Genomic DNA, 15098 nt, shown 5'->3' with positions numbered 1-15098 from the left:
GTAGCGGCTGCAATCAGGCGAGGGTTACAGCGCGCTCAGGTTCAGTGCCTGCGCACAGGCCTGCAGCGAGCGCTGTTCGCTCTGCGCGTATAGCGCCAGCTCGTCCTGCACCGCCAACCCCAGCGCCGCCTCGAACGCTTCGCGGTTGGCATTGCTGCCGTAGTTGGCCTGGGCATCGTCGCCCAGGTTGGACTGGAAGATCCCCGCCGCACTGACCGGCAGGAAGTCTTCGTAAACCAGCGCCTCGAAATGCACATGCCCGGCGTCGATCAGGCCCTGCAAGGTGCTCGGCCGGCCAGCTTCGTTGCGCGCTGCCAGGCCCTTGTCGGTGGCGAAGTAACGGAAGTAGGCCAGGCCCTGCTCGCGCATCTGCGCCAGGTCATCGGGGAACTCGGCGAACTGCGCCTGGAGCAACTGCTGGTAGCGCTCGGCATTGGCCTCGGCCGGAACCCCGCCGAGTGCTGCGCGGGTCGCATCGAGCAGGGTGTCGTACAGCGACCGGCCCTTGGGCGTCAGCGCTGCTCCACGCTGTTCGATTTCGCCGAAGCGCGCAGTATGGCTGCCTTCGCTGCCGGCCTGATCGGTGAAGGCGACCTTCTCTTGCAGGGCCTTGAAGCTGGTCTGACGCAGCAGGATCGGGTGACGCCGGGTTGGCGGGCCTTCGACCACTGCCTTGGGGGGAATGCCCTTGGCCGGCATGCCCAGCTGAATCGCATCGATGTCCAGCGTGCGCGGGGTCAGGTGATTGATGTGCGGGCCTTTGAACGCCACCACATCGGCAATCAGCCGGTGCTGGTCATGCAGTTGCTGGTACTGCTCGGCAGTCACCGTCGCCTGCTGGTGCCAGCGGAAGGTGTGCAGCGCCTCCTGCACAAAGGCCTCGGCGTCGGCTGCGTTGAGGCCGTTGTTGCGCTCACATTGGGCGATCAGTTCCAGCACCCGCGGGGTGAAGATCTGCCGCTTGGCCAGAATGCTCGCAGCCAGCTCGCGCAGTTGCGGGTTGTCGATCAGCTCCAGGCGCAGCAGCGAGGTGAACACGCGGAAAGGGCTGACGTGCAGCGACTGCTCATGCACTGCGCGAAACGCCGTCGAGTGCACCGGCACGCCCGCCGAGCTCAGGTCGTAGTAACCCACCGGCTGCATGCCCATCACCGCGAACAGGCGGGCGATGGTGGCCAGCTCGGCGGCGGTGCCAACGCGGATGGCGCCATGGCGTTCGTGGTCGAGACGCTCGATTTCGCCGGTCCAGCGCAGCGCTTCAGCGACCTGCGGCTGTTGCTGCATGACCTGCTGGTTGATTTCGCTGACCAGCTCCAGCAGCGTGCCGTACAGCGGCACTTCCTGTTTGTACATGAGCGACATGGCGGCAGAGAACTGCGCACGGATGCTGTCTGGGCTGACGAAATCATGGGCGGGCATCGCAAGCTTCCTGGTGGTTAATGGGACCGTTACATGAAAACTGGGAATGGACTGCCGCCACAAGCGAAAAAAAGTAGAGGTGTCATTCCCTTTATGATTGATGTCGCCCCGACACTATCAGCCCCCAAGCTGAGTTTTGATCCACTCCACCAACGCCCGCACCTTCGGCACTTCGGCCGCATGCTCGGCATACGCCAGATAATGCGCGCCATTACTGCGCATAGCATGCTGCCAGGCAATCACCAAACTGCCCTCGGCCAGTTCCTTCTCCGCCAGATAACGTGGCACCAGCGCCACGCCGCAGCCCGCCTGAGCCGCACTCAAGGCCATATAAAAGGTGTCGAAGCGTGGCCCGTGGTAGCTGTTGTCGGTGTGCAGGCCCTGCTCCAGGAACCACTCGTGCCAGGCCTCCGGCCGTGAAGTGCTCTGCATCAACACCAGTTCGGCCAGCGCGCTGGCATCGCTCAATTCGCGCCCTTGCAGCAGCTCAGGCGCGCACACCGGCACCACTTCCTCGTCGAACAACTGCACGCAGGTTGCCCCCGGCCAGGTGCCCTGGCCAAAGAAGAACACCACGTCGGCCGAGCCCTGCAACAGCGAGAACGGCTCCATCTCGTTGCGGATATCCAGGTGGATATTCGGGTAGCGTTTGCCAAAACCCTTGAGGTGCGGGATCAACCAGCGCACGCCAAAACTCGGTTGAGTAGCTACCTTCAATATCTCGGTCTGCTCGCCGTACGTCAGGATGTAGCGGCTGGACATGTCGACCTGGGTGAGGATCTTGTTCACCTCGGCCAGGTACAGGCTGCCCGCAGGCGTCAGTTGCAAGCGCCGGCGAATGCGCAGGAACAGGTGGTGGTGGAGCATGTCTTCAAGCTGCGCGACCTGTTTGCTGACCGCACTTTGGGTCAGGTGCAGCTCTTCGGCAGCGCGGGTGAAGCTCAAGTGACGGGCTGCGGCTTCAAAGCACTGCAGGGCCGTCATCGACGGTACCAGACGTTTCGACATGGCAGTCTCTATGCAAGGGGATCATGACCTGACGGAATGATATGCGGAATAAAGGTCGTTTGTTGCACTGCTGTGATCGGATTAATACTGATCCACATCATATTTACCACCCTTCAGCCGATTTAGGAGAAGCACGATGGTTGCTGCATTGCTCGAGCGCCTTGGCGTCGCCGCCCAGGCCTACACCCAGGGCGACTACCCTGTTCACACCCCGATCGACGGTAGCCAGATCGCCACGGTGAAACTGCTCGGCAAGGCCGAGACCACCGCCTGCATCGACCAGGCCCACGCCGCCTTCGAAGCCTGGCGCACTGTACCGGCCCCGCGTCGCGGCGAGCTGGTGCGGCTGTTTGGCGAAGTCCTGCGTCAGCACAAGGCCGAGCTCGGTGAGCTGGTCTCGATCGAAGCCGGCAAGATCACCCAGGAAGGCCTGGGCGAAGTGCAGGAAATGATCGACATCTGCGACTTCGCCGTCGGCCTGTCGCGTCAGCTGTACGGCCTGACCATCGCCTCCGAGCGCCCCGGCCATCACATGCGTGAGTCGTGGCATCCGCTGGGCGTGGTTGGCGTGATCAGCGCCTTCAACTTCCCGGTGGCGGTGTGGGCGTGGAACACCGCGCTGGCGCTGGTAGCCGGTAACGCCGTGGTCTGGAAACCGTCCGAGAAGACCCCGCTGACCGCACTGGCCTGCCAGGCGCTGTTCGAAAAAGCCCTGCTGGCCTTCGGTGATGCACCGGCCGGCCTGGCCCAGCTGGTGATCGGCGGCCGTGAAGCCGGCGAAGCGCTGGTCGACGACCCACGTGTACCGCTGGTCAGCGCCACCGGCAGCACCCGCATGGGCCGTGAAGTCGGCCCACGGGTTGCCGCACGCTTTGGCCGCAGCATCCTCGAACTGGGCGGCAACAACGCCATGATCCTCGCGCCGAGTGCCGATCTTGATCTGGCTGTGCGCGGCATTCTGTTCTCCGCCGTCGGCACCGCTGGCCAGCGCTGCACCACCCTGCGTCGGTTGATCGTGCACCGTTCGATCAAGGACGAAGTGGTTGCCCGCGTCAAAGCCGCCTACGGCAAAGTGCGCATCGGCGACCCGCGCGAGAACAACCTGGTCGGCCCGCTGATCGACAAGCAGTCGTTCGACGCCATGCAAGGCGCACTGGCCAAGGCCCGTGACGAAGGTGGCCAGGTGTTTGGTGGTGAGCGTCAGCTGGCCAGCCAGTATCCGAACGGCTACTACGTGACCCCGGCAATCGCCGAGATGCCTGCGCAGAGCGAAGTGGTCCGCCACGAGACCTTCGCACCGATCCTGTACGTGCTGGCTTATGACGACTTCGAGGAGGCCTTGCGCCTGAATAACGAAGTGCCACAAGGCCTGTCGTCGTGCATCTTCACCACCGACCTGCGTGAAGCCGAGCGCTTCCAGAGCGCAGCCGGCAGCGACTGCGGCATCGCCAACGTCAACATCGGCACCAGCGGTGCAGAGATCGGTGGCGCGTTCGGCGGCGAGAAAGAAACCGGCGGCGGTCGCGAGTCGGGTTCGGATGCCTGGAAAGGCTACATGCGGCGCCAGACCAACACCGTCAACTACTCACGCGAATTGCCGCTGGCGCAGGGCATCGTGTTCGACTGATGATCGCAGGCGGGGGCCTCGGCCCCCTTTCGCGGCCGTGTGCCGCGAGCGGCCGCCTGGCGGCCACACCGTAACAAGAAAAATAAGCTGAGGCCGGTCATGCCCGAATTGCGTCAACAATGTCTCTGGGAACACGTCACTCCCGCGAGCGTCGCCGTGCAGGCCCTGGCGGGCGAGCACAGGGCCGACGTCTGCGTCATCGGTGGCGGTATCACCGGTCTGTCGGCAGCGATCCATCTGCTCGAACAGGGCAAGTCAGTGATCGTTGTCGAAGCCTGGAAAATCGGCCACGGCGGCTCCGGGCGCAACGTTGGCCTGGTCAACGCCGGCACCTGGATTCGCCCCGACGATGTCGAGGCGACCCTCGGTCAACAACAGGGCAGCCGCTTGAACAAGGCCTTGGGCGAGGCCCCCGCCGAGGTGTTCGCCATGATCGAGCGCCTGGGCATCGACTGCCAGGCCCAGCACAAAGGCACTCTGCACATGGCGCACAACGCCACTGGCCTGGCTGACCTGGAGGCGCGCCATCAGCAATGGAGCCGGCGCGGCGCCAATGTCGAACTGCTGACCGGCGCGCAGTGCCAGGAATACTGCGGTACCGACAAGATTTCCGCCGCGCTGCTTGACCATCGCGCCGGCACCATCAACCCGATGGCTTACACCCAAGGCCTGGCTGCTGCAGTAGAGCGGCTGGGCGGCAAGCTGTTCCAGCAATCCTCGGTCGAAGGCCTGCAGCGCGATGGCGCTGGCTGGCAGGTCAACACCGGCAAAGGCGTGGTCCGTGCCGACAAGGTGGTGATCTCCACCGGCGCCTACACCGAGGGCGACTGGAGCAACCTGCAAAAGCACTTCTTCCGTGGCTATTACTACCAGGTTGCCTCGGCACCGCTGCACGGCGCAGCCGCCGACAAGGTGCTGCCCCATGGCCAAGGCTCGTGGGACACCCGTACCGTACTCAGCAGCATCCGCCGCGATGACCAAGGCCGCCTGCTGCTCGGCAGCCTCGGTCGGGTCGACAACAAGCCGGCATGGTTCGTACGGCGCTGGGCCGACCGCATTCAGAGCCACTACTACCCGGAGCTGGGCAAGGTCGACTGGGAAATGCACTGGACCGGCTGCATCGACTTCACCCCCGATCACCTGATGCGCCTGTTCGAACCTGCACCGGGGTTGGTCGCGGTGACCGGCTACAACGGTCGCGGCAATACCACCGGCACCGTGATTGGCCGAGCCTTTGCCGAGTTTCTGCTCAAGGATGACCCCGAGCGCCTGCCGGTGCCGTTCTCGCCGATGAAAGCCGTCAGCGCGCCGTCGTTGCGTACTGCGTTCTATGAGTCAGGCTTCTCGCTGTACCACGCCGGCCAGTGCCTGCGCGTGGTCCTGTAGGAGCGGCCTTGTGTCGCGAAAGGCCAGCGTAGCTGGCCCGGCGATACCCGCGGCGAAGCTGAAATCTGGGGCCGCTACGCGGCCCTTTCGCGACACAAGGCCGCTCCTACCGCAGCCAGCTGAGAAAGCCGCCTTTCTTGACCAGCACCGGTTTCTGCATCAACAGTGAATCGCGGCTCTGCCGGCGGAACCGCTGCAGCTTGGTCAAGGCCATCTGCACATCGCTGCGCTGGTCCAGGCAACTGCGCAGCTGCTCCTTGTCGATCCGGTACAGCAAGCAGCCGCTCAGGGTACGGAACTCCACCGCCGACTCTTCTTCATCGACCAAACCTTCAATGGCCAGCAGCTCGCCCGGCCCCATGCGCCCGGCCTCGACCAGCCGCTCGCCATCGCGCACCGACGCCGACACTACCCCGCTGGCAATCACCAACACATGCTGCGAGCGCTCGCCGATGCCAAGGATCACCTGATCGACCAGGTACTCCACCGTCGTCATGTGCTGGCTCAGCTCATCGCGCTCGTCGCCGCTCAGCGAGCGGAACAGGCGCACCTCATCCAGCAGCTCGCGCTGACGGCTGCGTGGCGCCGAAGCCAGGTCGGCATTCCAGATCACGCCGCTGGCTTCCAGGTGCCGATGGGCCAGGTCGAACAACTGATTGCGCACCTCGCCCTTGCGCGCCATGTCGGTGATGAAACCACTGGCTTCATATTCCACCGACTCCAGGCTTGAGGCTTTTACCGAGACCTTCGGTGCAGGCGTGGCGAGTAGCGCAGAGGTGCCTTGCAGGGCCTTTTCCAGCGCATCGAACACCCGCTTCGGGCGCACTTTGGCCGGCACCACCACGGTGATGCTCAGCCCATGCCGGTCCGCCGGGCGGCTGTGATTGAGCAGCTTGGCCTTGGCTGCCACCGAGTTGGGCACCACCGCCAGGCTGCCGCTGGCAGTGATCATCCGCGTCGCCCGCCAGTCGATATCGACCACCTTGCCTTCGGTGCCATCGATCGAAATCGAATCGCCGATCTGATACGGCCGCGTGGTATTCAGAACGATCCCCGAGAACACATCGCTCAAGGTGCTCTGCAACGCCAGGCCGATCACGATCGCCATTACCCCTGACGTCGCCAACAGCCCCTTGACCGGCAACTGCAGCACATAGGCCGCCGCAGCCACCACCGCCACCAGAAAAATCAATGCCCCGAGCACGTCCTGCAACAAACGCCCGCCATGGCTGCCGCGCGCCACCAGCAGCACGCCGAACACCACCGTCACCGTCCGCGCCGCAAACAGCCACCAGCCAATCGCCAGCACCGTCGCCAACAGATTGCGCGCCACATCATCGACCCACGGCGGCGGCTGCAACGGGCTCATCCCCGCCGCCACCAACACCGCGCTGAACAACAGGAAGATCGCCAGACGCGCAGCGATCCGCCACGGCTGGCGCTGCAGCGTGATCAATTGCCAGAGCAGCACATCGAGCAGGATCAAACAGGTGCCGAGCAACAGCGGGTAGGACTGGATGAACGCCAGCATGACGGTCTCGGTGCGGGGGAGGGCTGATGGGTAGTAAAGAGTAGGTGAGGGGGACAAGCAACTGGGCCGTAGTCGCAACAACAGGCCATAATCACCATCGTTCATAAAATAGAACGCTAAAGACAAATTTAGCTATCTAGTCGCACAAAGGTCTTGGTTTTAACCTTTACTCATCAACGCGAAACACCCAACTCACTCGAAACCAAGACCCTTGCGGAGCACCAAGCCATGAACAACTTCAAATACAACCGCCTGAACAAAGACGACGCCGTAGTCCTGCTGGTCGACCATCAAGCTGGCCTGCTGTCGCTGGTGCGTGACATCGAGCCGGACAAGTTCAAGAACAATGTGTTGGCCCTGGCTGACCTGGCCAAGTTCTTCAACCTGCCAACCATCCTTACCACCAGCTTCGAGCAAGGCCCCAACGGCCCGCTGATCCCCGAGCTGAAAGCGCTGTTCCCGGATGCGCCGTACATCGCTCGCCCTGGCCAGATCAATGCCTGGGACAACGAAGACTTCGTCAAGGCGGTCAAGGCGACTGGCAAGAAGCAGCTGATCATCGCTGGTGTGGTGACCGAGGTTTGTGTGGCGTTCCCGGCACTGTCGGCGCTGGAAGAAGAGTTCGATGTGTTCGTGGTTACCGATGCGTCCGGCACTTTCAACGAGATCACTCGTGACGCCGCCTGGAACCGCATGAGCAGCGCTGGTGCACAACTGATGAACTGGTTCGGCGTGGCCTGTGAACTGCACCGCGACTGGAGGAACGACATCGAAGGCCTCGGCGCGCTGTGCTCCAACCACATCCCGGACTACCGCAACCTGATGACCACCTACAGCGCCCTGACCGCCGCCGGCAAATAAGCCGCGCCCTCAACCCAGCGCCGGCCCACAGCAACAGCGTGGGCCATGGCCAGCCGCCTTTGCCCAGGGAACACCCATGAACAGTGCAACCGTCGATAACCGCAACGTGGTGACCCTGGTCATCCAGCACAAGGCGCGGGCTGCCGCGCTGGCGCAGTACGAGGCATGGCTCAAGCGCGCGGTAACCACTGCCCGCCAGCAGCCGGGCCACCTCGACGTCAATGTGATCCGCCCCGATGGCGGTGGTTGCCACTTCACCACCGTGGTGCGTTTTGCCGATGCTGAACTGTTGCAGGCATGGGTCAATTCGGCTGAACGCCAGGCACTGGTCAGCGAGGTGCTGCCGCTGCTTGAAGACGGCGACCACACCCATGTGCATGACGACCCGGAGTTCTGGTTCACCCCGGCCAGCAGCAACACCCCAGCGCCGCCGCGCTGGAAGCAGGCCGTGCTGACCTACCTGGTGATCTGCCCGTTGACCATGCTGGTACCGATCGTGCTGGCACCGCTGTTCACTCGCGTGCCGCAACTGGCCGGGCCGGTCATTGGCAACCTGATCGGCAACCTGCTGGTGATCCTGCCGGTGGTGTTTTTCATCATGCCGTGGGTAACCCGCCGCTGCGCCAACTGGCTACGTGGTTGAAACATTTCTGACGCTACGCTGTGCAAGCCCCTACCTAATTTCTGGAGATACCGATATGAGCACGTTCGTAACCCGCGATGGCACTTCGATCTACTTCAAGGACTGGGGCAGCGGCAAGCCCGTGCTGTTCAGCCATGGCTGGCCGCTGGATGCGGACATGTGGGACACCCAGATGGAGTTTCTCGCCAGCCGCGGCTACCGCGCCATCGCCTTTGACCGGCGTGGCTTCGGTCGCTCCGACCAACCGTGGACCGGTTATGACTACGACACCTTCGCCGACGACATCGCCCAGCTGATCGAACACCTCGATCTGCGCGACGTGACCTTGGTCGGCTTCTCCATGGGTGGCGGTGACGTTAGCCGCTACATCGGTCGGCATGGCAGCGAGCGGGTGGCCAAGCTGGTGTTGCTCGGCGCAGTAACGCCGGTGTTCGGCAAGTCCGAGAGCAACCCGGATGGCGTCGATGCTTCGGTGTTCGAAGGTATCCAGGCGGGCCTCAGAGCCGACCGTGCACAGTTCCTGGCCGACTTCGCCACCCCGTTCTACGGCATCAACAAAGGCCAGGCGGTCTCCACCGGAGTGCAGGCGCAGACCCTCAATATCGCCCTGCTGGCGTCATTGAAAGCGACTCTGGATTGCGTCAGCGCCTTCTCTGCCACCGACTTCCGTCCAGACATGGCCAAAGTCGATGTGCCGACCCTGGTCATTCATGGCGACGCCGACCAGATCGTACCGATGGAAACCACCGGCAAGCGCGCAGCAGAAATGATCAAGGGCGCTGAGTTCAAGGTATACAGCGGCGCGCCGCACGGCTTTGCGGTCACCCATGCGCAGCAGTTGAACGAAGACCTGCTGGCGTTCCTGGCCAAGTAAGCCACCGAGGCGGCGCGGTTCACTCCGCGCTGCTCCCGCCCCCTATCCGAGGATTTGCCCATGACCGCCGACCTGATCCTGTTCAACGGCAAGCTGCACACCGTCGACCGTGAAAACCCAACCGCCACCGCCGTGGCCATCAAGGACGGGCGTTTTCTCGCCGTGGGCAGCGACGCCGAGGCCATGGCCTTGCGCGGTGACAGCACGCAAATCATCGACCTCAAGCAGCGCACGGTGATCCCCGGCCTCAACGACTCGCACCTGCACCTGATCCGCGGCGGCCTCAACTACAACCTGGAACTGCGCTGGGAAGGCGTGCCTTCGGTAGCCGATGCCCTGCGCATGCTCAAGGACCAGGCGGCGCGCACGCCAACTCCGCAGTGGGTACGGGTAGTCGGTGGCTGGAACGAATTCCAGTTCGCCGAAAAACGCATGCCGACCCTTGAAGAGATCAACCAGGCCGCGCCCGATACCCCGGTGTTCCTGCTGCACCTGTACGACCGCGCGCTGCTCAACCGCGCCGCGCTCAAAGCCGTCGGCTACAACAAGGACACGCCCAACCCAGCAGGTGGCGAGATCCAGCGCGACAAGTTCGGCAACCCGACCGGCATGCTCATCGCCCGCCCCAACGCGATGATTCTCTACGCGACCCTGGCCAAAGGGCCGAAGCTGCCCTTGGAGTATCAGGTCAACTCGACCCGCCAGTTCATGCGTGAACTCAACCGCCTCGGCCTGACCAGCGCGATCGATGCCGGTGGTGGCTACCAGAACTTCCCCGACGATTACTCGGTAATCCAGGAGCTGGCCGACAACAACCAACTGACCGTGCGCATCGCCTACAACCTGTTCACGCAAAAACCCAAGGAAGAGCTCGACGACTTCCGCAAGTGGACCTCCAGCGTCAAGCTGCACAGCGGCACCGACTTCCTCCGGCACAACGGCGCCGGCGAGATGCTGGTGTTCTCCGCCGCCGACTTCGAGGACTTCCTCGAGCCGCGCCCTGACTTGCCGCAGACCATGGAAGAAGAGCTGGAACCGGTGGTCCGCCATCTGGTCGAGCAGCGCTGGCCGTTCCGCCTGCACGCCACCTACAACGAGTCGATCACGCGCATGCTCGACGTGTTCGAGAAGGTCAACCGCGACATCCCGTTCAACGGCCTGCCGTGGTTCTTCGACCACGCCGAAACCATCACCCCGCAGAACATCGAGCGCGTGCGTGCCCTGGGCGGCGGTATCGCCATTCAGGACCGCATGGCCTTCCAGGGTGAGTACTTCGTCGACCGTTACGGCGCCAAGGCGGCCGAACAGACCCCGCCGATCAAGCGCATGCTGGAAATGGGCGTGCCGGTCGGTGCCGGTACCGACGCCACTCGGGTTTCCAGCTACAACCCGTGGACCTCGCTGTACTGGATGGTCAGCGGCAAGACCGTCGGCGGCATGGAGCTGTACCCCGAAGGCCTGAGCCGCGATACCGCGCTGCAGTTGTTCACCCAGGGCAGCGCCTGGTTCTCCAGCGAGCAGGGCAAGAAAGGCCAGCTCAAGGTCGGCCAGCTGGCTGACCTGGCAGCGCTGTCGCTGGACTTCTTCAGCGTCAGTGAGGAGGCGATCAAGAGCATCGAGTCGGTGCTGACCATTGTCGATGGCAAGGTCGTGTACGGCGCCGCCGAGTTCGACAAGCTGGGCCCGGTGCAGGTGCCGGTACTGCCTGAATGGTCGCCGGTGGCCAAGGTGCCGGGGCACTGGCGGGCGGGCACACCGTCGCTGGCAGCGATGCCGCATCAGTGTTCCGGGCCGTGTGGGGTGCATGCTCACAGCCATGACAAGGCGCGCAAATCGAGTGTGCCGGTGAGTGACTTCCAGGGCTTCTGGGGATCGCTGGGCTGTTCGTGTTTCGCGTTCTGATCTGATCCGAGGCGGCCGCCTCGACGCGATCTCTGTAGGAGCGGCCTTGTGTCGCGAAAGGGCCGCGCAGCGGCCCCGACGATCTCTGGTGCTGCACAGATCCTGGGCCCGCTACGCGCGCCTTTCGCGACACAAGGCCGCTCCTACAGGGATCGCGTCAAACCTCAAGATTAGGCTTCGGGACAGATGTAGCTTTAACCCATTCAAGCCATGTCGCAGGTCACGAACTCTTCCGCCAGGTGATCGATCAGGGAGCGTACCGACGGCAGCAGGCCACGCCGCGATGGGAAGATCGCATGGACGATACCGCAGCGCGGATTCCAGCCCGGCAGCACTTCTACCAGGTGCCCGCTGGCCAGATCCTCACGCACGGCCACCTTCGGCAAGTGCGCTATACCGATCCCCGCCAGCACGAAATGGCGCAGCGCAAACAGGTCATCGGTGACCATCCGCGGCGTATGCGGGATGACGATGCTGCGGCTCATATCCTCGCCCTGAAACAGCTCCCACTGATACTCACGCTGCGCGCCGCCCCAGTGCAGGCTCGGCAGCTGGCTGAGCTGCTGCGGATCGAAGCCCGCCGGCAGTTGCTCAAGAAACGCCGGCCGACCGACCAGACACTGGGTGCTGTTGCTCAGTACCTTCATCACCATGTCGGTGTTTTCCAGCGGCGGAAAGCGCACCCGCAGCGCCACATCGAAGCCCTCGTGCAGCAAGTCGACGCGGCGGTTGGTGCTCTCGATGAACAACTCGACCCGCGGATACTTGAGCATATAGCGCGTCAGCATCGGCCCGACCCAGGAGTTGAGCAGGGTGGTCGGGCAGCTCATGCGCACCAGCCCGCGCGGCTCGCTGCGGTTGCGCTCGATCACCTCGGCAGCGCTCTCGGCCTCGACCCGCATGGCCAGGCAGCGGCGGTAATACTCCTGGCCGATTTCGGTCAGTGAGCAATGCCGGCTGGTGCGGTGCAGTAGGCGCACGCCGAGCCTTTCTTCGAGGTCGGCGATGCGCCGGCTGAGCTTCGATTTGGGCATGTCCAGCGCCCGCCCGGCAGGGGCAAAGCCACCGTGCTCGACTACCTGAGTGAAGAAGTACAGCGAGTTGAGGTCTTCCAAGCGGGTCTCCTGGTCAGTCGCTTGCTGCTGCGCCGGAGTGTTTGCGACTCGAGCGAGACGGAGCGTAACAGGCCCGGGGTGGAGGGGGCGGGGGATTTTTTGTGGTCGCGGGGTGGAGGTGACCTGACGGATGGACAGCTGCTTAGGAAATTTCCCACGTGCTTGGCTGACGCCATCACGGCGTCTTTGAAGCTGGCAAAGAACAAACTGCACTCCCGGAAATTCTCAGGAGTGTCTCCATGCAACGAGCCATGGTCTACTTGAAAAGTGTAAGGCCTGGCCTTACACTTCAGCGTCAATGATCAGGAGTTTCAGGCACAAGGCCTGAGGGCACTCTATCAGCGGGGAGATACATCCGGTGTCCGAGCTGATCAAGTAGCACGCCTGCGCCGGCTTCTCGCGTCACTCGCAGTCGCACAATCGCCTGCCGATATGGACCGACCCGGTTATCGGCTCCATCCCTTGCGAGGCAACCTGGACGGTTTCTGGGCCGTTAGCATCTCTGGTAACTGGCGGGTGATATTCCACTTTGTCAGCACCGACGTTGAGCTGGTCGACTATCTGGATTATCACTAGGAGCTGAATGCTTATGTCGATGCACAACCCGCCTCACCCCGGCGAATCGCTGCGCGAAGATGTCCTGCCCGCTATTGGTATGAACGTCTCGTCGCTGGCTCGCCACCTTGGCTACTCACGCGGGCAGCTGTCTGCCGTCATCAATGGACGCGCAGCGCTTTCGGCTGACCTGGCTTATCGCCTTGAGCTGGCAGGCCTGGGTGCGGCCCGGCAGTATCTGGCGGAGCAGGCGGCCTACGATCTATGGCAGGCCGCGCAGCGGGAGCATCCGCCTATCTGTCGACTGGTGTTGGCCTGAGTTGGCCTCAGTCGGCGTCTGACTCGAATAGCCGGGCCAGCTCCACCCGTGCTTCCTTGGCGTTCTGCATGACCTTGGCGCGGTCGTCGCGGATGCGGCCCTGGGCTTCGAGCACCTGCTCGTCATGTTCGGCAAAGCGCTGGATGCGGTCAGCGGCCTGATCATCCGACAAACCCAGGCCGACCAAGGCGCGTCGGCTCATTTCCAGGCTGGAATAGAACGTCTCGCGGATCGGCTCGGCGCCGACGTCCATCAGCTTGTGCACATGCTGGCGGTTGCGCGCGCGGGCGAGCACTTTCAGATGTGGATAGAGACGTTTGACCCGCTCTGCCGTGCGTGTGGTGATCTCGGGGTCGTCAGTGGTCACGATGAGGTATTCGGCCTCGCCGACTTTGGCGGCGTGCAGCACTTCGGCGCGCATCGGGTCGCCGTAGAACACCGGCGCCTGCTCGAAGGTGCGGGTCATCTCGATGGCGTCGACCGAGGTGTCGAGGGCAATGAACGGGATCTTCTGCGCACGCAGGATGCGCGAGACGATCTGGCCCATGCGGCCCATGCCGACGATCACCACCCGCGGCGCATCGGTCTGGATGTCCTTGTACTGTTCCGGTACTTCACGCGTGGCAGGCGGACGCTTGAGCAGGCGTGCGCAGGCCATCAGCAACAGCGGCGTGGCGGCCATCGATAAAGTGATGGTCATCAGCAGCAGGTCGTAGGTGTAGCTGTCGAGCAGGCCTTGGTCCTTGCCCAGCTTGAACACCACAAAAGCGAACTCGCCGCCAGCCGCCAAGACCACGCCGAGGCGCAGGGCATTGGCCGTATTGAGGCCGCCCAGACGCCCGACCAGCATCAGCATCGGCAGCTTTACTGCGATCAGCAGGGCAGTCAGGCCGATCAACAGCCAAGGCGTGTCGAACAACAGACTGAGATTGGCGCCCATGCCGACACTGATGAAGAACAGGCCCAGCAGCAGCCCTTTGAACGGCTCGATCTGCGACTCCAGTTCGTGCCGGTATTCCGAGTCGGCCAGCAACAGGCCGGCGAGAAATGCGCCCAAGGCCATGGAGATTCCGGCCAGCTCCATCAGCCAGGCAGTGCCGATCACCACCAGCAGTGCGGTGGCCGTGGACACTTCCGGCAAGCCGGTGCGGGCGACGATGCGGAACACCGGGCGCAGCAGATAACGGCCGCCGACGATGACCACGGCGATGCTGGCAAAGATGGTCAGGCCGTGTTGCAGGCTGTCGCCATGGCTGGTGTCCGGGCCGCTGGCGGCGAGCAACGGCACCAGTGCGATCAGCGGGATGGCGGCGATGTCCTGGAATAGCAGAATGGCAAACGCCAGACGCCCGTGCGGGGCATTCAATTGCTTGGTTTCGGCCAGCGTCTGCAAGCCAAATGCAGTCGACGACAAGGCCAGGCCCAGACCCAGCACCAGCGCTGCGGGCAGTGATTGGGCGAAACCGAACAGAGCGATGGCGCCGAGTATCGCGCCGGTCAGCAGCACCTGTGCCAGGCCCACGCCGAACACCGCTTTGCGCATCAGCCACAACCGCCGCGGTGACAGTTCCAGGCCGATGATGAACAGCAGCAAGACTACGCCCAGCTCGGAAATGTGCGCGACGCTTTCGGTGTCGCGGATCAAGCCTAAAACCTGTGGGCCTATGGCTACGCCGGCAAGCAGGTAACCGATGACGGCGCCGAGTTGCAGGCGCTTGGCCAATGGCACGGCAATCACTGCGGCGAGAAGGAAGATGACCGCGGTTTGTAGCAGGCTGCCTTCGTGTGGCATCGCTCGAACTCCATGAGCTGCGAAGAGGGCAGCGGGATCAGATTAGTCGCGCATTGTGAAGGGCAG

Annotated in this window: 12 protein-coding genes and 1 pseudogene; 8 read left to right on the top strand and 5 right to left on the bottom strand. The window is 63.4% G+C overall.

Translation table 11 applies throughout. The features are described 5' to 3' along the window. Positions 1-24: 24 nt before the first annotated feature. Together M2396_RS11265 and gcvA are read right to left on the bottom strand one after the other, a co-directional pair. On the bottom strand, positions 25-1419 hold the full coding sequence (locus M2396_RS11265; RefSeq protein ID WP_150570443.1) for a VOC family protein: 1395 nt from the start codon (positions 1417-1419) through the stop codon (positions 25-27). A 117-nt stretch (positions 1420-1536) separates the two neighbouring features. Next, positions 1537-2427: a transcriptional regulator GcvA gene (gene gcvA / locus M2396_RS11260; RefSeq protein ID WP_259074790.1), complete on the bottom strand. Its 891-nt coding sequence runs from the start codon at positions 2425-2427 to the stop codon at positions 1537-1539. A gap of 136 nt (positions 2428-2563) precedes the next feature. On the opposite strand from gcvA, the gene M2396_RS11255 reads away from it, so the two are divergent. Together M2396_RS11255 and M2396_RS11250 are read left to right on the top strand one after the other, a co-directional pair. Next, positions 2564-4054, top strand: coding sequence for an aldehyde dehydrogenase family protein (locus M2396_RS11255; RefSeq protein WP_103435578.1), 1491 nt, complete (start codon positions 2564-2566; stop codon positions 4052-4054). Between the two features lie 99 nt (positions 4055-4153). Beyond that, positions 4154-5440, top strand: coding sequence for an FAD-binding oxidoreductase (locus M2396_RS11250; RefSeq protein ID WP_101322918.1), 1287 nt, complete (start codon positions 4154-4156; stop codon positions 5438-5440). Between the two features lie 106 nt (positions 5441-5546). Here M2396_RS11250 and M2396_RS11245 read toward each other — a convergent pair whose 3' ends face one another. Further along, positions 5547-6971, bottom strand: coding sequence for a mechanosensitive ion channel family protein (locus tag M2396_RS11245; RefSeq protein WP_259074786.1), 1425 nt, complete (start codon positions 6969-6971; stop codon positions 5547-5549). Positions 6972-7199: 228 nt separating this feature from the next. Here M2396_RS11245 and ycaC point away from each other — a divergent pair, with 228 nt between their 5' ends. The 4 genes from ycaC (at position 7200) to M2396_RS11225 (ending at position 11251) form a co-directional block, all read left to right on the top strand. Beyond that, positions 7200-7832, top strand: a complete 633-nt coding sequence (gene ycaC, locus M2396_RS11240; RefSeq protein ID WP_101322920.1) for an isochorismate family cysteine hydrolase YcaC — start codon at positions 7200-7202, stop codon at positions 7830-7832. 76 nt (positions 7833-7908) lie between these two features. Further along, entirely contained in the window at positions 7909-8475 is a 567-nt protein-coding gene (locus M2396_RS11235; RefSeq protein WP_150570438.1) for an antibiotic biosynthesis monooxygenase, read from the top strand. 55 nt (positions 8476-8530) lie between these two features. Next, positions 8531-9349 carry an alpha/beta fold hydrolase gene (locus tag M2396_RS11230; RefSeq protein ID WP_150572509.1) on the top strand — a complete coding sequence of 273 codons (819 nt, stop codon included), beginning with the start codon at positions 8531-8533 and terminating at the stop codon, positions 9347-9349. Positions 9350-9409: 60 nt separating this feature from the next. Then, positions 9410-11251: an amidohydrolase gene (locus M2396_RS11225; protein ID WP_259074783.1), complete on the top strand. Its 1842-nt coding sequence runs from the start codon at positions 9410-9412 to the stop codon at positions 11249-11251. 203 nt (positions 11252-11454) lie between these two features. On the opposite strand, the gene M2396_RS11220 is transcribed toward M2396_RS11225, so the two are convergent. After that, the gene (locus tag M2396_RS11220) at positions 11455-12366 is read right to left on the bottom strand and encodes a LysR substrate-binding domain-containing protein (RefSeq protein WP_220632868.1); all 912 of its coding nucleotides are present in this window, start codon (positions 12364-12366) and stop codon (positions 11455-11457) included. 298 nt (positions 12367-12664) lie between these two features. On the opposite strand from M2396_RS11220, the pseudogene M2396_RS11215 reads away from it, so the two are divergent. Together M2396_RS11215 and M2396_RS11210 are read left to right on the top strand one after the other, a co-directional pair. Further along, a pseudogene (locus M2396_RS11215) lies at positions 12665-12942 on the top strand (type II toxin-antitoxin system RelE/ParE family toxin). Positions 12943-12955: 13 nt separating this feature from the next. Next, positions 12956-13240, top strand: a complete 285-nt coding sequence (locus tag M2396_RS11210) for a HigA family addiction module antitoxin (RefSeq protein ID WP_103435589.1) — start codon at positions 12956-12958, stop codon at positions 13238-13240. 7 nt (positions 13241-13247) lie between these two features. Here M2396_RS11210 and M2396_RS11205 read toward each other — a convergent pair whose 3' ends face one another. Then, on the bottom strand, positions 13248-15032 hold the full coding sequence (locus M2396_RS11205; protein WP_259074780.1) for a monovalent cation:proton antiporter-2 (CPA2) family protein: 1785 nt from the start codon (positions 15030-15032) through the stop codon (positions 13248-13250). Between the last annotated feature and the right edge of the window lie 66 nt (positions 15033-15098).

The organism is Pseudomonas sp. BIGb0278 (assembly GCF_024809895.1).
GTDB lineage: Bacteria > Pseudomonadota > Gammaproteobacteria > Pseudomonadales > Pseudomonadaceae > Aquipseudomonas > Aquipseudomonas shirazensis.
This window is presented reverse-complemented; position numbering and strand designations above follow the sequence as displayed.